The organism is Pseudomonas sp. LB-090624 (genome assembly GCF_003205205.1).
GTDB lineage: Bacteria > Pseudomonadota > Gammaproteobacteria > Pseudomonadales > Pseudomonadaceae > Aquipseudomonas.
On the sequence record NZ_QJRL01000027.1, the window covers coordinates 1 to 25078 of the forward strand.

Genomic DNA, 25078 nt, shown 5'->3' on the forward strand with positions numbered 1-25078 from the left:
GCAGATCTACAACACAGAGCGGCCTCACATGGCCCTGAAAAACAAAACGCCCGATGCGGTGCATCGGGCGTTTTGAGGTCTATCGGGCTACCTGAACAGGTGTAAACCTATTTCAGGACTAGACACTGGAAATTTAATTGGCCTGTGTGACGGGCGCGGTAGACTGGTTGCGGGTGCAGTTTTTTCTACCGAGAGGAATACCATGAAGTCGCGCATCTGGCAGTTGGCAGGTGTTGGTTTGCTGGGTTTGAGCATCAGCCTTGGAGCTTTGGCCGAAGGGCCGGGCGAGGGGCACGGTGAACGCGGCCAGCAACTGCAAGGTGAAGGTGGGCCTGGGCCGGGCCGCTCGCTCAACTCGCGCGACGAAGTGCGCCAGACCCAGGCCCCGCGCCAGGGCTATTATCAGGACATTCCCCAACGTCATGGCGATTACCGCCACTGGCAAGCTGGTGGCCCTGGGCAGCGCCCAGGGGGTGACTGGCAGGGCCGCCCGGATGGTCATGGCAATGGCTGGGGGCCAGGTCCGCAATATCGCCCCGGGCACACCATCGAGCATTTCCCCGACCGCTACTGGAAAGTGCCTTATCGCGGCAGTGACTACTTCTACTCCGGTGGCTACTGGTACCGCCCGCATGGCGGCAGTTACATCGTGGTGACCCCGCCTTACGGCGTGCGGGTCAACTACCTGCCGCCCTACGCGCGGGAAGTGTGGCTGGGTGGTGCGCTGTTCTTCCTGGTGGCCGATACCTACTACCAGTACCTGGCAGACAGCCAGGAATACGTGGTGGTCAACCCACCGGTCGGCGTGCCGACACCGGTCCCGGTGGCACCTTCAAATGGTGGCTATGACGTGGTGGCATACCCGATGTACGGCCAGGGCCAGGAGCAGCAGGAGCAGGACCGTTACCAGTGCCATCGGTGGGCGGTGAGCCAGTCGGGTTTCGACCCGGCGACGGCGACGTACGCGCCGCCGGCCAACGTGCTCAGCAACTACCAACGGGCGCTGGGGGCCTGCTTCAGTGGGCGGGGCTACAGCATCAACTGATCCAGGTTTACACTGGATCGGCGTGCACCATCACATCCGCCTGTGGATAACGCTGGCGGATCACCCGTGAAGCCTCTACGCATAACCCGTGTGCTTCATGCAGCGGCAGCTGCCCCGGCAACTCCAGGTGCAACTGCACGAACCACTGGTTGCCCGACACCCGCGTACGCAGGTCATGCACGCCTTTGACCCCCGCAATCGTCAGCACCAGCGCGGCCATCTCCTCGCCAACATCGCCTGGCAGTTCCTTGTCCATCAGGATCGCCGTGCTCTCACGGGCAATTTGCAACGCACTCCAGAGGATGTAGACGGCAATGCCCAGGCCGAACAGCGCATCCAGCTGCGGCCAGCCAAAACGGGCCAGCACCAGCGCCAGCAAGATGCTGCTGTTGAGCAGCAAATCCGAGCGGTAGTGCAGGGAGTCGGCTCTTACCGCCGTGGACCCGGTCAGGCGGATGACTTTGTACTGAAATGCCAACAGGGCAAGCGTGAGCACCAGCGACAGCAGCATCACCGCGATGCCGAGGGCAGTATCACCCAGCGGCTGCGGGTTGTGCAGGCGCTCGACCGCCTGCACACCGATCAGCACTGCACTGACGCCGATGAACAGCGCCTGCGCCATGCCGGCCAGGGCTTCGGCCTTGCCGTGGCCAAAGCGGTGGTCGTCGTCGGCCGGGCGCAGGGCGTAGTGCACCGCCAGCAGGTTGAGGAACGAGGCTACGGCGTCCAGGGCCGAGTCGGTCAACCCGGCCAGCAGGCTTACCGAGCCGCTCAGCCACCAGGCTAGCGCCTTGCTCAGCACCAGGATGCTGGCTACCGCCAGTGACGCGCGGGTGGCCAGGCGCAGCAAGCGCTGGTGTTCAGCCGGGGTGGTGATCATCCGTGGTCAGCGTCCTTGTGGTTCAGGCTGCTGGCACCAGGCCCAGGCTGGCAAGCTGCTCGATGCTGCCGCGGTGCTGGATCAGCCGCGGGTCGTCCAGCGGCAGACGCTGGCCCAGTTCGCTTTCGAGAATGGCCTGCAGCTTCAGGTTGTCGACCTTGCCCTCTGGGCTGACGGCTTCCTGCAGTTTCGCCGGGTCGACCTGAGCGGTACGGCCACCTGGGTAGTAGATGGCGCCGGTCGCGAAGTCGATGCCAAAGGCGATCAGCCCGGGGATCACGTAGAACAGGATGCCGATAGCGTCCATTGCGGCAACCACGGGGTCGATCTTGCCGCCGATCTGGCCGCGACGGTCCGGGTAGAAAATGGTGCCGCAGGCGGTCAGTTGGGTCAGCAGGGTGGCAATCAGGACGCCACCGATGACGCGGGTTGGGATGCGCATGTAAATCTCCGAGAAGGTTTTCAGCAGGGCAAGCGAAGCGCCAGCACCTGAAGCTAAGACCATGATAGAGCAGGCTGGGTTCGCCGTTATACTCGCGGGACTGTTCGAGGACCACCATGATTTCTTTACCAATCGATGCCGTCTTGCCTGCGCTGTGCGAGGCATTGCAAAACCGTGACGAAGCGGTGCTTGAAGCGCCGCCTGGCGCCGGCAAGACCACCCGCGTGCCGCTGGCACTGCTGCGCGAGCCGTGGCTGGCCGGGCAGACCATTCTGATGCTTGAACCACGGCGCCTGGCGGCGCGCGCGGCAGCCGAGCGGCTGGCCAGCGAACTGGGCGAGCAGGTCGGTGAAACCGTGGGTTACCGCATCCGCCTGGACAGCAAGGTCGGGCCGAGAACCCGCATCGAAGTGGTCACCGAAGGTATCCTCACCCGGCGCCTGCAGGCCGACCCCGCGCTGGAAGGCGTGGGCTTGCTGATTTTCGACGAATACCATGAGCGCAGCCTGGATGCCGACCTTGCCCTGGCGCTGAGCCTCAATGGCCGCGAACTACTGCGCGACGACCCGCCGCTGAAGATTCTGCTGATGTCTGCCACGCTGGAGGGCGAGCGCTTGTCGCGGCTGCTTGGCGATGCCCCTGTGGTCAGCAGCGAAGGGCGTATGCACCCGGTCGATATCCGCTGGGGGCGGCCGTTCCAGCCCGGCGAATTCATCGAGCCCCGCGTCGTTGACAGCGTGCTGCAAGCGCTGGCCGACCAGGCGGGCAGTGTGTTGGTGTTCCTGCCTGGCCAGGCCGAAATTCGCCGTGTGCACCAGAGCCTGCAGGAGGCCTTGGGCGAGCGGCCCGATGTACTGCTGTGCCCGTTGCATGGCGAGCTTGACCTCAACGCCCAGCGAGCGGCCATCGACCCGCCGGCAAAGGGCCTGCGCAAAGTGGTGTTGGCCACCAACATCGCCGAAACCAGCCTGACCATCGATGGTGTGCGGGTGGTGATCGATGCTGGTCTCGCTCGGGTGCCCCGTTTCGACCCAGGCAGCGGCATGACCCGCCTGGACACCCAGCGCATTTCGCGCGCCAGTGCCACCCAGCGCGCTGGGCGGGCTGGCCGCCTGGAACCAGGTGTGTGCTATCGCCTCTGGTCTGAGGCTCAGCATGACCAACTGGCCGCCCATGGCAGTGCCGAAATCCTGCAGGCTGACCTGGCTGGGCTGGCTCTGCAGCTGGCGCGCTGGGGCGTGGCTCCCGAGCAACTGCGCTGGCTCGACCAGCCGCCGATGGCCGCGTTTGCCCAGGCTCAGGACCTGCTGGCGCGGCTCGATGCCTTCAAACCGGGCAGCCGTGACAACCTCAGCGAACATGGCCAGGCCATGGCCGAATTGCCAGCGCATCCACGTATCGCGCATTTGTTGCTGCGCGGCCAGGCTCTGGGCCTGGCACAGATGGCTTGCGATGTCGCTGCGCTGTTGGGCGAGCGGGATATCCAGCGTGGTGGTGGTGCCGATTTGCATAGCCGCCTGGCGCTGGTCAGCGGCGAGAGCAAAGCAGGGCGTGGCGGCCAGGGTGGCGTGCAACGTGCCCGGCAGCTGTCTCGCCAATACCGCGGCCTGCTGCGGGGCAAGGCTGCTACCGCAGTGGCCGACCCGGCCCATCCGCGCTGGCTGGGTGCGCTGCTGGCGCTGGCTTACCCTGACCGTGTCGCCCAGCAACGTCGTGAAGGCGGCGCTGAATATCGGCTGGCCAACGGCCGTGCGGCGCTGTTTGCCGAGGTCGATGCGCTGATGAAGTGCCCGTGGCTGGTGATCGCCGACCTGGGAAGCCGCCAGGGCCAGCGGGAGGAGCGCATCTACCTCGCCGCCGAATTCGATCCGGCGCTGCTCGACAGTGTCCTCGCCGAGCAGGTCCAGCGGGTCGATGTGCTTGATTGGGACGAGCGGGAGCAGGTGCTGCGTGCCGAGCGCCAGGTGAAGGTTGGCGAACTGGTGCTGAGCCGCGAGCCGCTTCCAGGGCTGGACGATGAAACCCGAGCCCGGGCACTGCTTGGCCTGGTTCGGCGCAAGGGCCTGAACTTGCTGACCTGGACCCCTGAGCTTCGGCAGTGGCAGGCGCGGGTAGGCCTGCTGCGTCAGCTGGACCTGGACAACGGCGGGCAAAGTGAGTGGCCCGACCTGGCTGACGCGGCACTGCTAGCCAGCCTGGAAGACTGGTTGCTGCCGTACCTGGGCAAAGTGTCGCGGCTCGGTCATTTCGCCGCCCTGGACCTGCCAGCGATGCTGCGCAATCTTTTGCCCTGGCCACTGCCCCAGCGTCTGGAGGAGCAGGCACCGGCACACATTGCGGTCCCGTCGGGCTCGAACATTCGGCTGGATTACAGCGAGAACCCGCCGATTCTCGCCGTGCGCTTGCAAGAGCTGTTTGGCCTTGCTGACACCCCGCGCATTGCCAATGGCCGCCAACAGGTCAAGCTGCACCTTTTGTCGCCTGCACGCCGCCCGGTGCAGGTGACACAGGACCTGGCCAGTTTCTGGCGTACCACCTATGCCGAAGTGAAGAAGGACCTCAAGGGGCGGTACCCGAAGCATTACTGGCCGGATGACCCGTTGGTGGCCGAGGCAACCGCTCGGGCAAAGCCGCGCGGCACCTGAAGGGCGGTTTCAGTCGACCTGCTGGAGGAGGAAGGTCAGGGTTTCGCCTTGCCTTGTATTCAGCAGGCTCATGACCTGTTGATCCAGGTGTGGGTAGTCTTTTATGGCGCCCACCCGATGGCCCTCATGATCGCGGATGTAGCAGACCAGACCGTTTTCGGTAAGCTCCAGCGGCTCGAGCTTCCAGTAGTCGGACACTTGCGCCAGCTCGTAGAACCCCAGGTAGCCGTTGCGGCTGAGGCCGAGTTTTTTTCGAGCCTGGCTCCCGACCGGCCTGATGTGGAAGTGGAGCCGATCTTCTGACTTGGAATGAAAGGCGAACGACAGGAGGATCGACGGGGCCGTGCCGCCTGCCATCAACCAACCGGATTGCGGCTCAAAGCCCCAGTCCCATCGCTCAGTGCCGGTGCTTTGGTGCAAGGGAACAGTCCTGTCGCTGTCTATTGCGTACAGCCGAGCGCTGAACGACCTGGCATATCTACTCTGTATTTCGTGGTTCATGTGGGGTCACCTGGGTTATCGGGATCCCACTGTAGGTACCGCAGCGGCAGCACTGGAGGCAGAACCGCTTCCTCCAGTGCTTTGCGCCCCTGGTGCGCTCAGGTGCTGGCCTCGCCCTCCAGCAGCATGAACAGGCGGTACAGCACCACGGTGCTGAACAGCTGCAGGAAGCCACTGAGGCTGTCCATGGCCAGTTCCATCCCGGGGGAGGGCTCGGGGAAGGCCATCAGCAACAGCCCGTCGATCAGCCAGATCGGCGCCAGTACCGCGACCACACAGATCATGATGCGCATGAAGTGCCCGGTGGTCATGCTGGCACTGTCGCGCATTGCCTGCACCACCGGGCGGCCGCGCAGTACCAGCAGGTACTCGGCGAACACCAGGTTGATCATGATCCACACGCCCGGGAAGATGAACAGCGCAAGGCCAGCCATGATCAGCAGTGAACTGATCAGGATCAGCAGCGCCAGTTGCGGCCACAGCTGCAGGGCGCGGGCGAACAGGTCGCGGTTGGCGATGTCCTGGCCTTTGCTGCGGGTGTCCAAATACAGGATCAGTGCAGCACTGTACAGCGGGTAGAGCAGCAGGCTGACCAGCATGCCGTAGGCCGGTGATGCCTGGTCGCCCAGCTGCCGGTACAGCAGTTGGGTGAGCAGGGCCTCCAGCACTACCAGCGGCAGGCACAGCTGGAGGATGTTTGGCAGGTGGCGGCGGAAGAAGTACAGGGAGTCGCGCAGGACGCTCAGCGGATTCATCGGTCAACATCGCATGGCAGTAAAAACAAGGGCATCACTTTAGCCCAAAGCAAGCCTGGGGCTGTCACTTGCTGAAAAAAGTTTCACCGCGGCGGAGATTGAATCCCGCGCCGGCACGCCCCATCTTTGACGCTGTCCGTTGTCCTGCTACCCCACGAGGTCGCCCCATGAACACTGAAGAACAAACCCTGATCGACGGCCTGTTCGGCCGCATCAAGCAAGCCGAAGACCCAAGCCAGCCGCGTGACCCGCAGGCCCAGGCCTGCATCGAGCAGCACCTGCGTCAGCAGCCGGCGGCGCCTTACTACATGGCCCAGGCGATCCTGGTGCAGGAGGCCGCGATCAAGCGCCTCGACGAGCAGAACAAGCAGCTGGAAGCCGAGCTGCAACAGGCCCGCGCGCAGGCTCAGGCGGCACAAGCCGCCAGCAGTACGCCGAGCAGTGGCGGGGGTGGTTTCTTGTCCAGCATCTTTGGTTCGAGTGGGCGCAACGCAGCGCCGGCGGTGCAGCCGCAGCGCCCTTCGGCACCACCTGTAGCATCGGGTGGTGGCTGGCGTGAGCCGTCAGCACCTGGCTTCTCCCAGCCGCAGGGGCAGCAGCCTGGCTTCGGTGCCGCACCGGCACGTGGTGGTGCCAGCAGCTTCCTCGGGGGGGCCATGCAGACCGCCGCCGGCGTGGCCGGTGGTGTGTTGCTGGCGCAGGGTATCAGCAGCCTGTTCAACCACAACTCGCAGCCCGAGGAAGTGGTGGAGGTGATCAAGGAAGAGCCTGCACCTGCCAGCGACACTGGCGGCTGGAATGACCAGGGCGGGCAACATCAAGTGGCTGACAATGGTGGCTGGGGCAGTGACCAGGGTGGGTACGCCGACACCGATTACGGCAGCGATGACGGCGGGTTCTTCTCGGACGACGATTCTTACGTCTGACAGGTCTGGCATACTGCTGGCACTTCCGGGGGCGCTTTGCGCCCCTTCGCGGGCACGCCAGGCCATAAATGAGGTTCCCAGGTGAAAAAGATCGCGCTGTTCGCCGATGTGCAGAACCTCTACTACACCGTGCGCCAAGCTCATGGTTGCCATTTCAACTACACCGCCCTGTGGGCCGATGTCAGCCGCGAAGGCCAGATCGTCGAGGCCGTGGCGTATGCCATCGACCGTGGCGACAGCAAGCAGCAACAATTCCAGCAGATATTGCGTAACCTCGGTTTCGATGTGCGCCTCAAGCCTTTCATCCAGCGCAGCGATGGCTCGGCCAAGGGCGACTGGGATGTGGGCATTACCCTGGACGTGATCGATGCGGCCAGCCGGGTCGACCAGGTGGTGCTGGCCTCCGGCGATGGTGATTTCGACCTGCTGCTGGAGCGGGTGATCCAGCGCCACGGTACTGAAGCGGTGGTGTATGGTGTGCCCGGGCTGACGGCACTGTCGCTGATCCGCGCTGCCACCCGCTATGTACCCATCGAGGGTAAGTTGTTGCTCAAGCACTGAGGTTATTCGTGGAACGCATCGCTGTCATCGACTTTGAAACCACTGGCATTTCCCCCGGTACCGGCTGTCGTGCAACCGAAGTCGCGGTGGTAATGCTGGAGGACGGGCGCATCGTCGAGCGCTACCAGAGCCTGATGAATGCGGGTGTACCGGTACCGGCATTCGTAGCCGGGCTGACCGGCATCACCACGGCCATGCTGCGCAGCGCGCCGCCGGTCGACCAGGTGATGAGCGAGGTGGCCGAGTTTGTTGGCGGCACCCCGTTGCTGGCGCACAACGCTGCGTTCGACCAAAAGTTCTGGGATTACGAACTGAGCCGTATCGGGCGTACCCGCAGCCAGCCGTTCGCCTGTTCGCTGCTGCTGTCTCGTCGCCTGTTGCCGGCGGCGCCGAACCACAAGCTGGGTACCCTGACCCGTTGGGCCGGGCTACCGGACACGGGCACAGCGCACCGGGCGATGGCCGATGCTGAAATGGCGGCCAACCTGTTGCACCATCTGGCGGGCGTATTGCGTCAGCATCATGGTGTGGAGCGGCTTTCTCATGAGCTGCTGTGCAGGTTGCAGAAGACCCCTGCGGCGAAGGTCCGGAACATCCTGGCAAATTGCAGGTAAGGGCCTTCGAGCCCAACGCACCAAAAGTGTGCCGCTCATTTCAAGCCATTTTGTAACTTATGTTTTCTCAGGCAGGCTCTTAAACTGAGCCACCCGTAAATGGATTTCGAGTGTTTCATGCCTGCCTCCCGTCGCTTTCCCTTGCTGCTCATTGGTGCCTTCCTGGCCTTGTACCTGGTCTGGGGCTCTACCTACCTGTTCATTCGCATTGGCGTCGAGAGCTGGCCACCCATGCTCATGGCCGGGGTGCGCTTTCTGATTGCCGGTGGCCTGCTGTACGGCTTCCTGCGTTGGCGCGGCGTATCGGCACCGACTTGGGCGCAGTGGCGGGCGGCAGGGGCAATCGGCTTCTTGCTGCTGAGCTGTGGTAACGGCGGTGTGACCGTGGCCGAACACGCGGGCGTGGCGTCGGGTGTAGCGGCATTGGCAGTGGCCACGGTACCGTTGTTTACGCTGCTGTTCGGCCTGTTGTTCGGGCACCGCAATTCGAAGCTCGAGTGGGCGGGGATTGCCCTTGGGCTGGTCGGTATCGGCCTGCTGAACCTGGGCTCCAACCTGCAGGCCAGCCCGATTGGTGCAGCGCTGATCATCTTCGCGGCGGCATCGTGGGCATTCGGCTCGGTGTGGAGCAAGTCCCTGCCGCTGCCACAGGGGCCGATGGCCAGCGCTGCCGAAATGCTGGTGGGGGGCGCGGTGTTGTTGCTGGGCAGCGTGCTTTCGGGCGAACGCCTGACGCAGATGCCGACCGCTGCTGGCTGGGGCGCGCTGGCCTACCTGGTGTTTTTCGGTTCGATCCTGGCCTTCAGTGCCTACATGTACCTGCTCAAGCATGTGCGCCCGGCGGCTGCCACCAGTTATGCCTACGTCAACCCGGCGGTGGCGGTGCTGCTGGGCATTGTGTTTGCCGGTGAACAGATCGGCGCCGAGGAGTGCGTGGCAATGGCAGTGATCATTGGTGCGGTAGTGCTGATCGGCCTGCCGCAGTGGCGCAAGGCACCTGAACCTGCACAGCCATTGAAAGGCGAAATCTGCAAGTAGGCAGGGGCGATGCGGTAAACTTGCCGCCTTCGCTGAACCCCTGATGGTATTGCCATGAATTTCGCCAAACTCGGCCTGATCGAACCGCTGCTGCGTACCCTGCAGCAGCTGGACTACACCACCCCGACCCCGGTGCAGGCCCAGGCCATCCCCGCCGTGCTGGCCGGGCGCGACCTGATGGCCGCAGCCCAGACCGGTACCGGCAAGACCGCCGGCTTTGCCCTGCCCGTACTGCAGCGCCTGGCGCTGGAAGGCGAGAAGGTGGCCAGCAACTCGATCCGTGCGTTGGTGCTGGTGCCCACCCGTGAGCTGGCCGAGCAGGTGCACAACAATGTGCGTGAGTACGCCGAGAACCTGCCGTTGAGCACCTATGCAGTGTACGGTGGGGTCAGCATCAACCCACAGATGATGCGCCTGCGCCGCGGCGTCGACTTGCTGGTGGCTACTCCCGGCCGCTTGCTCGACCTGTTCCGGCAGAATGCGGTGAAGTTCAACCAGGTGCAGACCCTGGTGCTGGACGAAGCCGACCGCATGCTCGACCTGGGCTTCGCCGAAGAACTGCAGTCGGTGTATGCCGCGCTGCCACGCAAGCGCCAGACGCTGTTGTTCTCCGCGACCTTCTCCGAGCAAATCCGCATGCTGGCAGGGCTGGCGCTGAATGACCCGCTAAGCATCGAGGTAAGCCCGCGCAATGCCACGGCCAGCAGCGTCAAGCAGTGGCTGGTGCCTGTGGATAAAAAGCGCAAGGAAGACCTGTTCTGCCATCTGATGCGCAAGCAGCGCTGGAAGCAGGTACTGGTGTTCGCCAAGACCCGCAATGGCGTCGACCAATTGGTGGAGCGCTTGCTGGCCAAAGGGGTGAATGCCGACGGCATCCACGGTGACCGCCCGCAGGCCACCCGCCAGCGCGCACTGGACAGCTTCAAGGCCCGTGAGATTCAGGTGCTGGTGGCGACCGACGTAGCTGCCCGCGGCCTGGACATCGATGACCTGCCGCTGGTGGTCAACCTTGACCTGCCGATCGTTGCCGAGGATTACGTGCATCGCATCGGCCGTACCGGGCGGGCGGGTAACAAGGGCGAGGCGATTTCACTGGTGTGTGCGGACGAAGTGCAGCTGTTGTCGGCGATCGAAGTGCTGACACGGCAGACCCTGCCGCGCCATGAAGAACCGGATTTCATCCCTGACCATCGGGTGCCGATGACCGATGCCAGCGGCCAGGTGATCAAAAAGCCGAAGAAGCCCAAGAAGCCGAAAGAGACCAGCGCCAAACGCGGGCTGGGGCGCTGGATGGACAGTGGGGAGCCGGAGCCGGCGGTGAAGGCGGTGCGCAAGGTACCGAGCTTCAATGGTGGGCCGCGCAAGCGTAAGCCTTGAGACTTGGGGCCGCTTTGCGGCCCTTTTGCGACGCAAGGCCGCCTCCACATGGGCTGCACAATCTGGGTTGACGCAGTACTTGTGGACGCCGCCTCGGCAATCGGTCAGGAGGCCCGCACCCAATCCGCCGCTGCCCGCCCGGCGCGCAAGCCGCTGGCAAAGCACGCCGTGAGCAGATACCCCCCGGTCGGCGCCTCCCAGTCCAGCATCTCGCCGGCACAGAACACCCCCGGCACGGCCTTGACCATCAACCCATCATCGAGCCCCTCGAAGCGGACCCCCCCGGCACTGCTGATCGCTTCATCCAGGGGCCGCGTACGCACCAAGGTGATCGGCAATGCCTTGATCGCCCGGGCCAGCGACCCTGGGTCAGCAAAGGTCGCCTGATCGGTCAGTTCGCGCAGCAGCGCCGCCTTCACCCCATCAATCCCCAGCTGGCTGTGCAGATGCTTGGCCATTGAGCGCGAGCCACGTGGCTTGGCCAGTGCCTGGGCAATCTTGTCCACAGGCTTGTCCGGCAGCAGGTCGAGCAGCAGTACCCCTTGGCCTTCGCGGTTGATGGCCTCGCGCACTGGCGCCGACCAGGCATATACCAGGCTGCCTTCCACACCTTGCGCGGTGAGAATGAACTCGCCTTTGCGGGGGGCGCTGCCGGGCACGCTGAGGGCGATGTTCTTCAATGGCGCGCCCGCGAATTTTTGCTTCAGCACTGCGCTCCAGCCTTCCACCTCAAACCCGCAGTTGCTGGGTTGCATAGGCGAGATATCCACAGCCCGTTCGGCCAACAATGGCTGCCAGGCACCGTCTGAACCCAAGCGCGCCCAACTGCCGCCACCCAGCGCCAGTACCACGACTGCAGCCTTCACCGCGCGCTCGCCCTGTGGATAAGCAATTCGCAAGGCACCCTCGGCATTCCAGCCCAGCCAGCGGTGACGGGTGTGGATAACTACGCCACTTTCACGCAGGCGCTTGAGCCAGGCGCGCAGCAGCGGTGCGGCTTTCATGTCGGAGGGGAACACCCGGCCCGAGGTACCGACAAAGGTTTCGACGCCAAGACCGTGAATCCACTGGCGCAAGGCGTCGGCGTCGAAGTCGCGCAGCAGGGCTTCGATGTTGCCCTGGCGCTCGGCATAGCGGGCGACGAACGCCGGGTAGGGCTCGGAATGGGTGATGTTCATGCCGCCGACACCCGCCAGCAGGAACTTGCGCCCCACCGAAGGCATGGCATCGAACACTTCCACCGCCAGGCCTGCCTGGGCCAGGGCTTCAGCGGCCATCAGGCCGGCCGGGCCGCCACCGATGACGACTGCGAGGGGAGGGGAGGCGGGGTTGAGATCGGGCATGGTGGGTAGCGGGCTGTGGAAAAGATGCCCATTCTAGCGCAGCGTGGGCCATGGAAGCACTGGTCAAAAAATAACCAGTCTTCTGCAGGCCTTGCTGGCTAAGGGTTACAGCGCCTTTCCCGCAGGTTATCCACAAGCGGTTCCACAGTCATTGTGAACAACCCAAGACACGCGCGGCGCTGTGGTGAAGGATGCCATGGCGCCTGGCCAGCGCGCTGCGGTCTTTGCTGTAGCCGCCGCCGATCACGCCCACCACCGGGATATCGCGGCCCAGGCAGTGGCGCAGCACCGCCTCGTCACGGGCGGCGACGCCGGCGTCGGTCAGTTGCAGGTAGCCGAGGGCGTCGTCCTTGTGCACGTCGACGCCGGCGTCATACAGCACCAGGTCGGGCTGATACAGCGGCAGCAGGTAGTTGAGGGCGTCGTCCACCACCTTCATGTATGCGTGGTCGCCCATGCCCCGGGGCAAGGGGATGTCCCAGTCGCTTTGTGCCTTGCGCGCCGGGAAGTTCTGCTCGCAGTGCAGCGACACGGTGATCGCCTCTGGCGTGTCGTGCAGGATGCGCGCGGTGCCGTCGCCCTGGTGTACGTCGCAGTCGAAGATCAGCACCCGGTGCACCCGGCCGGCCTCCAGCAGGTAGCGGCTGATCACTGCCAGGTCGTTGAAGATGCAGAAGCCGGCCGGGTGATCGTAGTGGGCGTGATGGGTGCCCCCTGCGAGGTGGCAGGCGATGCCGTGCTGCAGCGCCATCTCGGCGGTCAGCAGCGACCCGCCCACGGCGCGCACGGTACGCCGGGCCAGTGCCTCGCTCCACGGCAGGCCGAGGCGGCGTTGGTCTTCGCGGGACAGTTCGCCGTTCATGTAGCGCTCGATGTAACCGCGGTCGTGGGCCAGGGCGAGGATATCGTTGGGGCAGATTTCCGGGCGCAGCAAGGCCTGGTCGGTGGTCAGCCCGGTGTCGACCAGGTGGTCGTGCAGCAGGCGGAACTTGTCCATCGGGAAGCGGTGTTCGGCGGGGAACTCCGGGCTGTAGTCTTCGTGGTAGATCAGCGGCAACGGCATGGGTGGAGGTCGCAATCAGGGCCAGTGCTGATCTTGCCATGGCTGGGGCGGCATTGCTGCGCAATCTCCGGCTCGCCAATGCCGGCATGGCGCCCTGAGTGATCGGTTGTGCTACTGCGCAGCGCTGGCCAGTACCCGCTGCCAGTCGGGCTCGTTAAGGCGGCCGAGGATCCGCGTCTTGCCATTGCCATCCACCGAAACGAACAGCGCGCTGGCATAGCCGCTTGCACGCTCATTCCCCACGACGTTCTGCTGGCGGGCGAAATGGTCGATGCAACCGTTGTGGGTCACCAGCACCAGGTTGTGCCCGGCACGCTTGTGCGCCAGTGCGTTGCTGACGAACTGGTTGTCGCAACTCTCGAGCCAGTCCTCGCTGGCCACTGCCTGGCCAAGTATGAAGTGCGCAGTCTGCCGGGTGCGCAGTTTCGGGCTGCTGAGCAGGTCGGCGTTGTTCAGGCCCAGTTGGTGGAGCCCTTTACCAACGCGGCTGGCGGCTTGGCGACCGGCAACGGTGATGCCGGTGGGGTCGTCCAGGCAAGGGCCGGGGGCGCTGTCGCAGCGTTCGGCATGGCGGATCATCACGATCACCGTTCCGTCGGCCCATTCCTGCAGCAGGCCGCTGTCACGCAGTTGTTGCTCTTTGCCAAGGTCCACGATGTGCGTCCTCGTCGCCAGCCAGGTGGTCAACGCCGCGATGACCATGCACAGGCCAAGGGCGGCACCCAAAGCCTTGCGGCCAAGGCGGCGCTTGCGCCGGGCGTGAATGGCAGAATGCCCCAGGGTATTGCTTGATAGCATGCGTTGCTCCATTGGCATGGCCGTGGCAGGCACGGCAGAGATGGCGGCATTTTCCTAAGCGGCCTGTCGGGGGCCGGTGAAGGGCGTGTGAAAATTGCATTCGGCTGCTGCCGGGTGGGTGAAACCCTTGCCCACGCCTAAGCTGTAAACTGCAAGACGGCACAACCGGAGCAGGCCCGATGACCCCTATCCTTCAACTGGAAAGCGCACGTCTGGTGCTGCGCCAATGGCATGACGATGACTTGCGCGAGTTCGCCGCGCTGTGCGCCGACCCACAGGTAATGCGCTACTTCCCTGCGCCGCTGACGCGCCTGGAGGCTGCCGCGCTGATTGGCCGTATACGCGGGCACTTCAACGAGTACGGTTTTGGTTTATGGGCCCTGGAGCGCAAGGACAGCGGTGCGTTCATTGGCATGACCGGCTTGCTGCACGTGGGCTTCGACGCCGATTTCACCCCTGCCGTGGAGATTGGCTGGCGCCTGGCCCGCCGCCACTGGGGCCTGGGTTTTGCCAGCGAAGCCGCATGGACCTGCCTGCGTTGTGCTTTCGCCCAATTGCGCCTGGAAGAGGTGGTGTCGTTCACTACCGCGAGTAACCTGCCGTCGCAGAAGGTCATGCAGGCCATTGGCATGCAGCAAGACGTGCACGGCAGCTTCGAACACCCCCGCCTGCCCGAGGGCCACCCGCTGCGGCCGCATGTGCTGTATCGCATCGACCGTGCGCACTGGGAGCGTACCCTGCGCGCCTGAATGCACGGCCATGCCCGGCGCGAATGACAAACGCTGTATCATTTGCCCACTTGGAAGGCGCTTGCCCGTTACACGTTCAGCGCCTGTGAAATCGAGCGCCGCTCGGGCGGCGCATCGCGAGCTAGGCTCGCTCCTACGGAGAACCCCCGATGAGTCATGTGTTGGACGACCTGGTCGACCTGTTGAGCCTCGAGTCCATCGAGGAGAACCTGTTCCGTGGACGCAGCCAGGACCTGGGCTTCCGCCAGCTGTACGGCGGGCAGGTACTGGGGCAGTCGTTGTCGGCAGCCAGCCAGACGGTCGAGGACGCGCGCCATGTGCATTCGCTGCACGGTTACTTCCTGCGCCCGGGCGATGCCACGCTGCCAGTGGTGTACTCGGTGGACCGCGTGCGTGATGGCGGCAGCTTCAGCACCCGGCGGGTAACGGCGATTCAGAAGGGCCAGACCATCTTTACCTGCAGCGCGTCGTTCCAGTACGACGAGGAAGGTTTCGAACACCAGGCGCAGATGCCTGACGTGGTCGGCCCGGAAAACCTGCCCACTGAAGTGGAGCTGGCGCGGGCCATGGCTGACCAGTTGCCCGAGCGCATTCGCGACAAGGTGCTGTGCGCCAAGCCGATCGAGATCCGCCCGGTCACCGAGCGTGACCCGTTCAACCCCAAGCCGGGCGACCCGGTGAAGTACGCCTGGTTCCGCGCTGACGGCAACCTGCCCGACGTGCCGGCCCTGCACAAGTACATGCTGGCCTACGCCTCGGATTTCGGCCTGCTGACCACTTCGTTGTTGCCGCATGGCAAGTCGGTGTGGCAGCGCGACATGCAGATCGCCAGCCTCGACCATTCGCTGTGGTTTCACGGCAACCTGCGCGCCGATGAGTGGCTGCTGTACGCCACCGACAGCCCTTGGGCGGGCAATTCCCGTGGTTTCAGCCGCGGCAGCATCTTCAATCAGGCCGGGCAACTGGTAGCGTCGTCGGCCCAGGAAGGCCTGATTCGTTATCGCAAGGACTGGGCATGAGCCTGGGCGAGGTGCGCAACTGGGTGTTCGACATGGACGGCACCCTGACCGTGGCCGTGCACGACTTTGCCGCCATTCGGGTGGCGCTGGACATCCCGGCCGAACACGACATCCTCACCCACCTGGCGGCCTTGCCGGCAGAAGAAGCGGCGGCCAAGCATGCCTGGTTGCTGGCGCACGAAAGGGATCTGGCAACTGCCTCCACGGCGGCCAGCGGGGCGGTGGAACTGGTGCGCGAGTTGGCGGGGCGCGGGTGCCGGCTGGGTATTCTGACCCGCAATGCGCGTGAACTGGCGCATGTAACGCTGGAGGCCATTGGCCTGGCGGACTGCTTCCCGGTGGAACACATTCTCGGGCGTGACGAGGCTGCGCCCAAGCCGAGCCCGGATGGGCTGCTGAAGATTGCCAGCGCCTGGGGCGTGACCCCGAGCGAACTGGTGATGGTGGGAGACTACCGCTTTGACCTGGACTGTGGGCGGGCGGCGGGGGCACGCACGGTGCTGGTGAACCTGCCGGACAATCCCTGGCCGGAGCTGGTGGATTGGCATGCGGCGGATTGCCGAGCGTTGAAGGTGATGCTGGGCTGATGCGTGTGGCAATGGGAGCCTCTTCGCAGGCATGCCCGCTAAAGGGCCGGATCTGTCTATGCTGAACCCCATTCTTTGCTCTGATACGGAGACCCACCCATGAGCAGCAAGGCCATCTACGTACAACCTGGCGGCGGCTACGACAAGGTCCAGGTCGGCACCTGCGAGGCCCAGGCCCCCAAAGCGGGCGAGATCACCGTGCGCCTGCACGCCAGTTCCCTCAACTACCACGATTTCGCCGTGGTCAGCGGCATGTGGGGCCCAAGCGAGCGACGCATCCCCATGGCCGATGGCGCCGGCGAGGTGGTTGCGGTGGGGGCTGGCGTCACTGAGTTCCAGGTCGGCGACAATGTGGTCAGCACTTTCTTCCCCGACTGGCTCGATGGCGAGGCCAATGTCGAGGGCTTTGCCCGGGTGCCGGGTGACGGCGTCGATGGCTACGCGCGCGAGCAGGTAACCGCCCGCGCCACCGCCTTTACCCTGGCACCCAAGGGCTTCAGCCACGCCGAGGCCGCCACCCTGACCACCGCCGGCCTCACCGCCTGGCGTGCGCTGATGAGCGACGACCACCTCAAGCCCGGCGATACGGTGCTGGTACAGGGTACGGGGGGCGTGTCTATCTTCGCCCTGCAGTTCGCCAAGCTGGCGGGTGCCACGGTGATCGCCACCTCGTCCAGCGATGCCAAGCTGGAGCGCCTGAAGGCCCTGGGTGCCGACCACCTCATCAACTACAAGAGCACGCCGGCCTGGGGCGAGAAAGTACGCGAGCTGACGGGCAACCGTGGCGTTGATCATGTGATCGAAGTGGGTGGCCCAGCGACGCTGGAGCAGTCGATGATTGCTGCGCGCATTGGCGGGCATGTGTCGCTGATCGGCATCCTTACCGGGGTGGCTGGGCAGTTGCCGCTGGTGCAGGCGCTGGTGCGGCAGATTCGCCTGCAAGGGGTGCTGGTGGGCAGCCGGGCGCAGCAGCAGGCGATGGTGCGGGCGATCGATGCCAATGGCCTGCGGCCGGTGGTGGACAAGCATTTCGAGCTGGAACAGATCGTCGAGGCGTTCCGTTACCAGGAGAGCAACCGGCATTTCGGCAAGATCTGCCTGACTTGGTGAGGGCAGGGTAGCTGGATGTAAGGGCCACCCTGCACGCCATGCTATTCGTAGCATCAAACCCGAGGCCTTGCACTGCCTGACAGTCAGTCCGGCAGTAACCGGTCCCGGCTGTTGGACAGATGCAGGCACACTGCCGCACGCGCGGCATCCGGGTCTTGCCGGCGTATGGCATTGAGGATCGCCTCATGCTCCAGGTTGGCCAGGTACGCTTGCCGCGCCAGCTTGGCCCCCCCGCGCTCGGCCAGGGCCATGCGGTTGCGCGGTATCAGGCCGTTACCCAGTTGCAGCAGCATCTCGGTGAAATACAGATTGCCGGTGGCCTCGGCAATCAGCAGGTGAAAGCGCCGGTCGGCTTCGATGCAACTGTCGCCGGCAGCGGCCAAATCCTGATAGTCATCCAGCGCCTGGCGCATGCGCGCCAGTTGCCCTTCATCACGACGCAGTGCGGCCAGCGCGGCAGCCTGGCCCTCAAGGCCAATACGCAGCTCCAGCAGGTCGCGCACATTCGCCGCGCTTTCCGCCGCAACGCGCAGCCCGGCCTGGGCCTGTCGCTCCATCACGAATGTCCCGATACCGTGGCGCGGCTCCACCAGCCCAGAGGCCTGCAGTTTCGACAAGGCTTCGCGAACCACCGTTCGGCTTACCCCGTGCTCGCGCACCAAGGTGTTTTCCGAAGGCAGTTTGTCACCTGGTTTGAACGTACCCAGCAGAATCTGCTGGGTCAGGCTGGAAACCAGGTCATGGGCACGGCTATGGCCGCGTTTGCGAGCGTGTTCGGGTTCCATGTGTGATCCGGATCTTGATTTACTTGTACGACAAGTTAATCGATAGAAATATTTTTTGCCGATTTTTCGCGCCTCCAATCGGGCATGTAGCTGATCTGTTTTTGCATGTTCGGATCAAATTTGCATTATGACAGCTTGTATTTTGCTATTTTACCGACGTTGACAATCTTGTCGTACAACCTCGCTGCGAATAAGCTCCTCCCCACTGCCATGTCAGACAACCCGACCCGCACAAAAACAATTAGTGGGAGATCCGCAAGTGAACGACACCCTCGCTCCGTCTGCCCGGAATGATGGCGACGCGCTGGCCAGTGCCGTGGCCAAGGTCAAGCGCCACGTCCTGCCGCTGTTCGTCATCATGTTCATCGTTAACTACCTCGACCGCGTCAACATTGGCTTCGTCCGCCCGCATCTGGAAAGCGACCTGGGCATCAGCGCTGCGGCCTTTGGCTTTGGTGCCGGGCTGTTCTTCATCGGTTACGCGCTGTTCGAAGTGCCTTCGAACATGCTGCTGCAAAAGGTCGGTGCCCGGCTGTGGCTGACCCGCATCATGTTCACCTGGGGGCTGGTGGCCACGGCCATGGCCTTCGTGCAGAACGAAACCCAGTTCTACGTGTTGCGTTTTCTGCTCGGGGTTGCCGAAGCAGGCTTCTTTCCTGGCGTGATCTACTACTTCACCCGCTGGCTGCCGGCGGCAGAGCGCGGCAAGGCCATTGCTATCTTCCTCAGCGGTTCTGCACTTGCCTCGCTGATTTCCGGGCCGCTCGCCGGGGCGCTGATGCAGATCCAGGGCCTGGGCCTGCATGGTTGGCAGTGGATGCTGTTCATTGAAGGTATGGCCTCGGTGGCGCTGTGCTTCTTTGTGTTCTTCTGGCTCGACTCAAAGCCGCAGGACGCCAAGTGGCTGAACCAGGCGGAGCAGGAGGCGCTGGTAGCGACCATCGACCGCGAGCAGCGTGAGCGCGAGGCGATCGGCGCAGTGAAGCCATCGGCCTGGAGCCTGCTCAAGGACCGGCAGATCGTGCTGTTCTGCCTGATCTACTTCTGCATCCAGCTGACCATTTATGCCGCCACCTTCTGGCTGCCCAGCATCATCAAGCGCATGGGCGACCTCAGTGACCTGCAGGTGGGCTTCTTCAATTCCATCCCGTGGCTGATCTCGATCCTGGCCATGTACGCCTTTGCTGCCGGTTCCGCACGCTGGAGGTTCCAGCAGGCCTGGGTGGCTGGCGCCTTGGTGATCGCTGCCATTGGCATGTTCATGTCCACCACCGGCGGGCCGGTTTTTGCCTTCGTTGCGGTGTGCTTTGCGGCTATCGGTTTCAAGTCGGCGTCTTCGCTGTTCTGGCCTATCCCTCAGGGCTACCTGGATGCGCGTATCGCGGCGGCAGTCATTGCCCTGATCAACTCGGTCGGCAACCTCGGCGGCTTCGTCGCCCCTACCACCTTCGGGCTGCTGGAGCAGCAGACCGGGTCGATCCAGGGCGGCCTGTATGGCCTGGCGGTGACCTCGGTGCTGGCGGCGATTGCCATCTTCTTCGTACGCACCCGTCCCAAGGGCACCCCTTCCGATGACCTCAAGGCCCCCTCGGCCCTGGGCCATACCCATTGATGACTGCGAGACAACAACCATGAATATGCAGACCAATCCCGCCGTACATGCCAGCACCCCAGTGGTCACCGACTTGCGCGTGATCCCCGTGGCTGGCCACGACAGCATGCTGCTCAACCTCAGTGGCGCCCATGGCCCGTTCTTCACCCGCAATGTGGTGGTGTTGCGCGACAGCGCCGGCAATACTGGCCTGGGTGAAGTGCCCGGCGGCGAGAAAATTCGCCAGACTTTGGAGGACGCACGTAGCCTGGTGGTGGGCCAGCCGATTGGCCATTACCAGCGTGTGCTCAATGCCATGCGCCAGACTTTCGCCAACCGTGACTCGGCGGGTCGCGGCCTGCAGACCTTCGACCTGCGCATCACCGTGCATGCGGTGACTGCCATCGAGTCGGCATTGCTCGACCTGCTCGGCCAGCACCTGAATGTGCCGATGGCGGCCCTGCTGGGCGAGGGCCAGCAACGCGATGCGGTGAAGATGCTCGGTTATCTGTTCTACATCGGCGACCGCCAGCAGACCGACCTGGCTTACCGTCACGAAGCCGATAGCGATGACGATTGGTTTCGCGTGCGCCACGAAAAGGCCCTGACCCCTGAGGCGGTCGTGCGCCTGGCCGAAGCGGCGAAGCAGCGCTATGGCTTCAGCGACTTCAAGCTCAAGGGCGGCGTACTGCGGGGTGAGGAAGAAATCGAAGCGGTAACCGCCCTGGCCGAACGCTTCCCCGAAGCGCGCATCACGCTCGATCCCAACGGCGCGTGGTCACTCAAGGAAGCCATCGCCCTGTGCCGTGACAAGCACGATGTACTGGCCTACGCCGAAGACCCCTGCGGTGCCGAGAATGGTTACTCGGGCCGTGAGGTGATGGCCGAGTTCCGCCGGGCCACCGGGCTGCCCACCGCCACCAACATGATTGCCACCGACTGGCGGCAGATGGGGCATGCGATCCAGCTGCAATCGGTGGACATCCCGCTGGCCGACCCGCACTTCTGGACCTTGCAGGGCTCGGTGCGGGTGGCGCAGATGTGCAACGACTGGGGCCTGACGTGGGGGTCGCACTCGAACAACCACTTCGACATTTCGCTGGCGATGTTCACCCAGGTGGCGGCTGCTGCGCCGGGGGATATCACTGCGATCGATACGCACTGGATCTGGCAGGATGGCCAGCGGCTGACGCGTGATCCGCTGCGCATTGTCGATGGGCATGTGCGGGTACCGGCGCGGCCGGGCCTGGGCGTGGAACTGGACGAAGACCAGCTGGCCAAGGCTCATGAGTGCTACCGCAACATGGGGCTGGGCGCGCGCGATGACAGCGTGGCGATGCAGTTCCTGATCCCGGGTTGGAGCTTCGATAACAAACGGCCTTGCCTGGTACGCTAAGGCGGCTGGCCGCCGGTGTTCGCGGCTAAAGCCGCTTCCGCTGGTACTGCACCTGGCGTCAGGCTTGTGTGGGGCCTGTGGGGGTGGCAGGGCCTCAACCGGCTTCGAAAAAAGCCCGCGCCATTGCAACGAATGACCCCAGCACTGGGTTGGGGTTGTCCCGGCAGAACGCCAGGAAGATTTCTGCCTGTTGCTCCATCCCCTCCAACGGCCGGAATACCACCTGCTCCAGGCGCAGTGCCTGGGCAGAGGCCGGCACCACGGCACAGCCCAGTCCCACATTGACCAGGCCCAGAATCGAATGAGTCTGACCCAACTGGTGCAGGTAGCGCGGCTGCACTTCGTGCCGCGCAAACAGGTTGGCAATACGGTCATGGAAATACCGCCCTTCGTTGGCGCTGTACATCACGAACGGCTGCTGGTCGAAGTCGCTGGGTGTCAGCCGTTCGTGGTTCGCCAGCGCGTGCCCGGCGGGCAGGGCGGCGACGAAGGGCTCGCGGTGGATTGGCAAGTACTCCACCCGCGCGCTGGGCAGTACCTGGCGCACCAGCCCGACATCGATCAGCCCTGCTTCCAGGTCATGCACCTGAGTGCTGGAGACGCGCTCGCTGAGCACCAGCTCGATGTCCGGCAGCGTTTGCCCGGCGTGCACCAGCAAACGAGGGATCATGCTGTACGCCCCAACGGCGGTGAAACCCAGGGTCAGGCGGCCTGCTTCGCCGTGGGCGATGCGCCGCGCGGAGTGGCTGGCCGATTCGGCAATCTGCAAAATGCGCCGGGCATCCTCGAGGAAGCTCGCGCCCGCCAGGGTGAGCCGCGCCTGACGGTTGTTGCGCTCGAGCAGCAGCACACCCAAGGCATGCTCCAGCAGCTGGATCTGCCGGCTAAGGGGTGGCTGGGTCATGTGCAGGCGGGTGGCAGCGCGACCGAAATGCAGCTCTTCGGCCACGGCCACGAAGCAGCGCAGCTGGTGCAATTCCACGATTCAAATCCTGAATTATTCAATCCACCATCTATATTAGACCTGTATCAAATGCAGGCCTAGCATCGACTCATGTCTTCTCAATGCCGGAAGCCCGCGATGACCCACACCCCCATTGAAGTGCTGCTGACCCAGCCCGTACCCGAGGCGATCGATGCCCAACTGGTCAGTGCCTACCTCGTGCATCGGTTGTACCAGCAGCACAACCCGCAACAGCTGCTGGACGAAGCCGCACCGCGCATCCGCGGCGTGGTCACCGGCGGTGCCAAAGGCCTGTCCACCGCGCTGATGGACCAGTTGCCTGCCCTTGAGATCATCGCCATCAGTGGCATCGGTACCGATGCGGTGGATCTGCGCCATGCGGCCAGCCGCGGCATCCACGTCACCACCACCCCGGGGGTGTTGACGGCCGACGTTGCCGACCTGGCCCTGGGGTTGATCCTCAGCAGCCTGCGTCGCCTGGGCGAGGGGGAGCGGCTGGTACGCGATGGCTTGTGGGGCAAAGTCGACCTGCCGCTGGCGCGCAGGGTCAGTGGTTGCGCGCTGGGCATCATCGGCCTCGGCCAGGTGGGCAAGGCCATCGCTCGCCGTGCCGCCGCCTTCGACATGAGCATCGCCTACAACGGCCGGCGCGAGCAGCCAGAAACGGGCTACCGCTATGAGCCTGATGTGGTTGAGTTGGCGCGCTCGGTGGATGTGCTGGTCGTGGCCGCTTCGGCTGACGGCGGGCAAGTGCTGGTGACGGCCGAGGTGCTGGAGGCGCTGGGGCCACAGGGTTACCTGGTCAATGTGGCACGTGGCAAGTTGGTCGATGAAGACGCGCTGGTGGAAGCGTTGCGCGAGCAGCGTATCGCCGGGGCAGGGCTGGATGTATTTGTCGATGAACCACGGGTGCCGCCGGCATTGCTGGACCTGAACCAGGTCAGCCTGCAACCGCACCGGGGCAGCGCGACGCTGCAGACCCGGCTGGAGATGGGGCGCATGGTGCTGGACAACCTTCAGGCCTGTTTCCGAGGTGAAGTGCCACCGAATCGGGTGATCGACAGTTAGCCCCCTTTCGCGGGTACAGGTACTACAAGGCCCTTGCGGCCACCCCTTCTGCGTACAAGAACAATCGCTTCCTTCGAGAAGCAAGAGGGTCCACATGAACAGCAAATCCGCCGTTGCCGCACCGCAGGCCGTGGCCGGGATCGGTCGCCATCGCTTCCTGGTCCTGGCGCTGATCTTCGTCATTACCGTCATCAACTACGCCGACCGCGCCACCTTGTCGATCACCGGCACCGAGGTGCTCAAGGACCTGGGGCTCGACCCGGTCATGCTGGGCATGATCTTCTCTGCCTTCGCCTGGGCCTACGCCCTCGGCCAGGTGCCAGGGGGTTGGCTGCTCGACCGCTTCGGTGCCCGCCGTGTGTACGGTATCAGCCTGATCCTCTGGTCGCTGTTTACCTTGCTACAAGGCACTGTGGGCTGGATGGGGCTGGCCGGTGTGTCGGCGGCGGTGGCGCTGTTTTCAATGCGCTTCATGCTTGGGCTGGTGGAGTCGCCGGCCTTCCCGGCCAACTCGCGCATCGTCAGCTGCTGGTTCCCGACCCGCGAGCGTGGCACTGCATCGGCACTGTTCAACTCGGCGCAGTACATGGCGGTGGTGGTGTTCGCACCCTTGATGGCATGGATGACCCATGCAATGAGCTGGGAGCAGGTGTTCATCTGGATGGGGCTTCTGGGCTTGCTGCTGAGCCTGTTCTGGTTCCGCTTGTACCATGAGCCGCACAGCGCACCTGGGTTGAGCCGTGAAGAGCTGGAGTACATGCGCGAAGGTGGCGCCCTGGTCGACCTGGAAAAGGAACGCAAGGCCGCCAAGAGCAAGCCGACACGGGCAGAGCTTGCGCAACTGTTCACCAGCCGCAACCTGTGGGCGGTGTACCTTGGCCAGTACTGCATCACTGCGCTGACTTACTTCTTCATCACCTGGTTCCCGATCTACCTGATCAAGGGCCGTGGCATGACCATCATGGAGGCCGGCTGGGTGGCCGCACTGCCGGCAATCTGTGGTTTCACTGGCGGTATTCTGGGTGGCTTCGTATCCGACTGGCTGATCCGCCGTGGCGTGCACCCGTCCAGGGCGCGCAAGACCCCGTTCATTATCGGCATGGGGCTGTCCACCAGCCTGGTGCTGGCCAACTATGTGGATGGCAACGCGGCGGTCATCGCCCTGATGACCCTGGCGTTCTTCGGCAAGGGCCTGGCTGCGGTGGGCTGGGCGGTGCTGTCGGACGTGGCGCCGAAGAAGATGGTCGGCCTGTGCGGTGGCGTGTTCAATGGCATCGGCAACATTGCCGGCATCGTCACCCCGCTGGTGATTGGTTACGTGGTTGCCACCACCGGCTCGTTTCACAACGCACTCTGGTTCGTGGCCGCCCATGGCGTGCTGGGGATCCTCGCTTACCTGTTGCTGGCCAGGCGCTTCGAGCGTACCGGGCAGGCGTAGGCAGACGCCTTGGCAACAGAGGCCCCGGGAAACCGGGGCTTTTTTATTGGCGGCTTGCAGAAGCGGGTTCATCGAGCGTCGGCGCGCGGCGAAGATATCGGCCCCGGCAACACATTCAAATGAAAAACAAAAGCACCAAATGGCCCGGTGGCGCGATCGGGCATGCCATTCGCGACATCTGGCGCTATTGGAAATGCCCTGTCGTGATCGAACAGTTCCGGGGCGTTCTCGTGTAATTAGCCACAGCCCTGCGGGGCTTAAATGAACCCCGAACCGCACTGACACCTTGCTCTGTGACGCGTGCCAAATATCAACAACAGCGCGCGAACAACGTGTCGACTTATTGATTTCAAAGGAGATATTTTCGCCTACGCCTGCCCGTC

At 64.1% G+C, this 25078-nt stretch carries 24 protein-coding genes; 15 read left to right on the top strand and 9 right to left on the bottom strand.

Translation table 11 applies throughout. The features are described 5' to 3' along the window. Nucleotides 1-202 precede the first annotated feature (202 nt). Nucleotides 203-1045, top strand: a complete 843-nt coding sequence (locus tag DMX11_RS20590; RefSeq protein WP_110746236.1) for a DUF6515 family protein — start codon at nucleotides 203-205, stop codon at nucleotides 1043-1045. Nucleotides 1046-1052: 7 nt separating this feature from the next. On the opposite strand, the gene DMX11_RS20595 is transcribed toward DMX11_RS20590, so the two are convergent. Both DMX11_RS20595 and DMX11_RS20600 read right to left on the bottom strand, forming a co-directional pair. Next, nucleotides 1053-1925 carry a cation diffusion facilitator family transporter gene (locus DMX11_RS20595; RefSeq protein ID WP_110746238.1) on the bottom strand — a complete coding sequence of 291 codons (873 nt, stop codon included), beginning with the start codon at nucleotides 1923-1925 and terminating at the stop codon, nucleotides 1053-1055. A gap of 22 nt (nucleotides 1926-1947) precedes the next feature. After that, entirely contained in the window at nucleotides 1948-2367 is a 420-nt protein-coding gene (locus DMX11_RS20600; RefSeq protein ID WP_110746385.1) for a polyribonucleotide nucleotidyltransferase, read from the bottom strand. Between the two features lie 116 nt (nucleotides 2368-2483). On the opposite strand from DMX11_RS20600, the gene hrpB reads away from it, so the two are divergent. Further along, a complete protein-coding gene (gene hrpB / locus DMX11_RS20605; RefSeq protein WP_110746240.1) occupies nucleotides 2484-5012 on the top strand; it encodes an ATP-dependent helicase HrpB in 2529 nt (842 codons plus the stop codon). A 9-nt stretch (nucleotides 5013-5021) separates the two neighbouring features. On the opposite strand, the gene DMX11_RS20610 is transcribed toward hrpB, so the two are convergent. Both DMX11_RS20610 and DMX11_RS20615 read right to left on the bottom strand, forming a co-directional pair. Then, nucleotides 5022-5432 (bottom strand): hypothetical protein, encoded by a 411-nt coding sequence (locus tag DMX11_RS20610; protein WP_371921801.1) that lies wholly within the window; start codon nucleotides 5430-5432, stop codon nucleotides 5022-5024. A gap of 179 nt (nucleotides 5433-5611) precedes the next feature. Then, entirely contained in the window at nucleotides 5612-6268 is a 657-nt protein-coding gene (locus DMX11_RS20615) for a YciC family protein (protein WP_110746245.1), read from the bottom strand. A gap of 167 nt (nucleotides 6269-6435) precedes the next feature. On the opposite strand from DMX11_RS20615, the gene DMX11_RS20620 reads away from it, so the two are divergent. From DMX11_RS20620 to DMX11_RS20640, 5 genes are all read left to right on the top strand, one after another. Further along, complete coding sequence (locus DMX11_RS20620) at nucleotides 6436-7194, top strand: DUF2076 domain-containing protein (RefSeq protein ID WP_110746248.1); 759 nt, start codon at nucleotides 6436-6438, stop codon at nucleotides 7192-7194. A gap of 81 nt (nucleotides 7195-7275) precedes the next feature. After that, nucleotides 7276-7755, top strand: coding sequence for an NYN domain-containing protein (locus tag DMX11_RS20625; protein WP_016489324.1), 480 nt, complete (start codon nucleotides 7276-7278; stop codon nucleotides 7753-7755). 8 nt (nucleotides 7756-7763) lie between these two features. Then, nucleotides 7764-8369 carry a PolC-type DNA polymerase III gene (locus DMX11_RS20630; RefSeq protein ID WP_110746250.1) on the top strand — a complete coding sequence of 202 codons (606 nt, stop codon included), beginning with the start codon at nucleotides 7764-7766 and terminating at the stop codon, nucleotides 8367-8369. Nucleotides 8370-8486: 117 nt separating this feature from the next. Beyond that, nucleotides 8487-9407: a drug/metabolite exporter YedA gene (gene yedA, locus DMX11_RS20635; protein ID WP_110746387.1), complete on the top strand. Its 921-nt coding sequence runs from the start codon at nucleotides 8487-8489 to the stop codon at nucleotides 9405-9407. Between the two features lie 54 nt (nucleotides 9408-9461). Further along, a complete protein-coding gene (locus DMX11_RS20640; protein WP_110746252.1) occupies nucleotides 9462-10784 on the top strand; it encodes a DEAD/DEAH box helicase in 1323 nt (440 codons plus the stop codon). A gap of 104 nt (nucleotides 10785-10888) precedes the next feature. Here DMX11_RS20640 and DMX11_RS20645 read toward each other — a convergent pair whose 3' ends face one another. The 3 genes from DMX11_RS20645 to DMX11_RS20655 form a co-directional block, all read right to left on the bottom strand. Beyond that, entirely contained in the window at nucleotides 10889-12127 is a 1239-nt protein-coding gene (locus DMX11_RS20645) for a TIGR03862 family flavoprotein (protein WP_110746254.1), read from the bottom strand. A gap of 148 nt (nucleotides 12128-12275) precedes the next feature. After that, the gene (locus tag DMX11_RS20650; protein ID WP_110746256.1) at nucleotides 12276-13190 is read right to left on the bottom strand and encodes a histone deacetylase; all 915 of its coding nucleotides are present in this window, start codon (nucleotides 13188-13190) and stop codon (nucleotides 12276-12278) included. Between the two features lie 111 nt (nucleotides 13191-13301). Continuing rightward, complete coding sequence (locus DMX11_RS20655; RefSeq protein ID WP_110746258.1) at nucleotides 13302-13988, bottom strand: histidine phosphatase family protein; 687 nt, start codon at nucleotides 13986-13988, stop codon at nucleotides 13302-13304. 179 nt (nucleotides 13989-14167) lie between these two features. Here DMX11_RS20655 and DMX11_RS20660 point away from each other — a divergent pair, with 179 nt between their 5' ends. The 4 genes from DMX11_RS20660 to DMX11_RS20675 all read left to right on the top strand — a co-directional run bounded on the left by DMX11_RS20660 (nucleotide 14168) and on the right by DMX11_RS20675 (nucleotide 17453). Further along, nucleotides 14168-14737: a GNAT family N-acetyltransferase gene (locus tag DMX11_RS20660; RefSeq protein WP_110746260.1), complete on the top strand. Its 570-nt coding sequence runs from the start codon at nucleotides 14168-14170 to the stop codon at nucleotides 14735-14737. A 149-nt stretch (nucleotides 14738-14886) separates the two neighbouring features. Beyond that, nucleotides 14887-15756: an acyl-CoA thioesterase II gene (gene tesB, locus DMX11_RS20665; protein WP_110746262.1), complete on the top strand. Its 870-nt coding sequence runs from the start codon at nucleotides 14887-14889 to the stop codon at nucleotides 15754-15756. Continuing rightward, the gene (locus DMX11_RS20670; RefSeq protein ID WP_110746264.1) at nucleotides 15753-16343 is read left to right on the top strand and encodes an HAD family hydrolase; all 591 of its coding nucleotides are present in this window, start codon (nucleotides 15753-15755) and stop codon (nucleotides 16341-16343) included. Before tesB ends, DMX11_RS20670 begins: the two co-directional genes overlap by 4 nt. 99 nt (nucleotides 16344-16442) lie before the next feature. Then, nucleotides 16443-17453 (top strand): NAD(P)-dependent alcohol dehydrogenase, encoded by a 1011-nt coding sequence (locus DMX11_RS20675; protein ID WP_110746266.1) that lies wholly within the window; start codon nucleotides 16443-16445, stop codon nucleotides 17451-17453. Between the two features lie 83 nt (nucleotides 17454-17536). Here the strand turns inward: DMX11_RS20675 and DMX11_RS20680 are convergent, their stop codons facing one another. Next, nucleotides 17537-18238, bottom strand: a complete 702-nt coding sequence (locus DMX11_RS20680; RefSeq protein WP_110746269.1) for a FadR/GntR family transcriptional regulator — start codon at nucleotides 18236-18238, stop codon at nucleotides 17537-17539. Nucleotides 18239-18497: 259 nt separating this feature from the next. Here DMX11_RS20680 and DMX11_RS20685 point away from each other — a divergent pair, with 259 nt between their 5' ends. Continuing rightward, nucleotides 18498-19850: an MFS transporter gene (locus tag DMX11_RS20685; protein ID WP_110746272.1), complete on the top strand. Its 1353-nt coding sequence runs from the start codon at nucleotides 18498-18500 to the stop codon at nucleotides 19848-19850. A 19-nt stretch (nucleotides 19851-19869) separates the two neighbouring features. After that, on the top strand, nucleotides 19870-21225 hold the full coding sequence (gudD, locus tag DMX11_RS20690) for a glucarate dehydratase (protein WP_110746275.1): 1356 nt from the start codon (nucleotides 19870-19872) through the stop codon (nucleotides 21223-21225). Between the two features lie 94 nt (nucleotides 21226-21319). On the opposite strand, the gene DMX11_RS20695 is transcribed toward gudD, so the two are convergent. Next, a complete protein-coding gene (locus DMX11_RS20695) occupies nucleotides 21320-22207 on the bottom strand; it encodes a LysR substrate-binding domain-containing protein (RefSeq protein WP_110746278.1) in 888 nt (295 codons plus the stop codon). A 99-nt stretch (nucleotides 22208-22306) separates the two neighbouring features. On the opposite strand from DMX11_RS20695, the gene DMX11_RS20700 reads away from it, so the two are divergent. Both DMX11_RS20700 and DMX11_RS20705 read left to right on the top strand, forming a co-directional pair. After that, nucleotides 22307-23257, top strand: coding sequence for a 2-hydroxyacid dehydrogenase (locus DMX11_RS20700; RefSeq protein ID WP_110746280.1), 951 nt, complete (start codon nucleotides 22307-22309; stop codon nucleotides 23255-23257). 94 nt (nucleotides 23258-23351) lie between these two features. Further along, a complete protein-coding gene (locus DMX11_RS20705) occupies nucleotides 23352-24695 on the top strand; it encodes an MFS transporter (RefSeq protein ID WP_110746282.1) in 1344 nt (447 codons plus the stop codon). Nucleotides 24696-25078 lie beyond the last annotated feature (383 nt).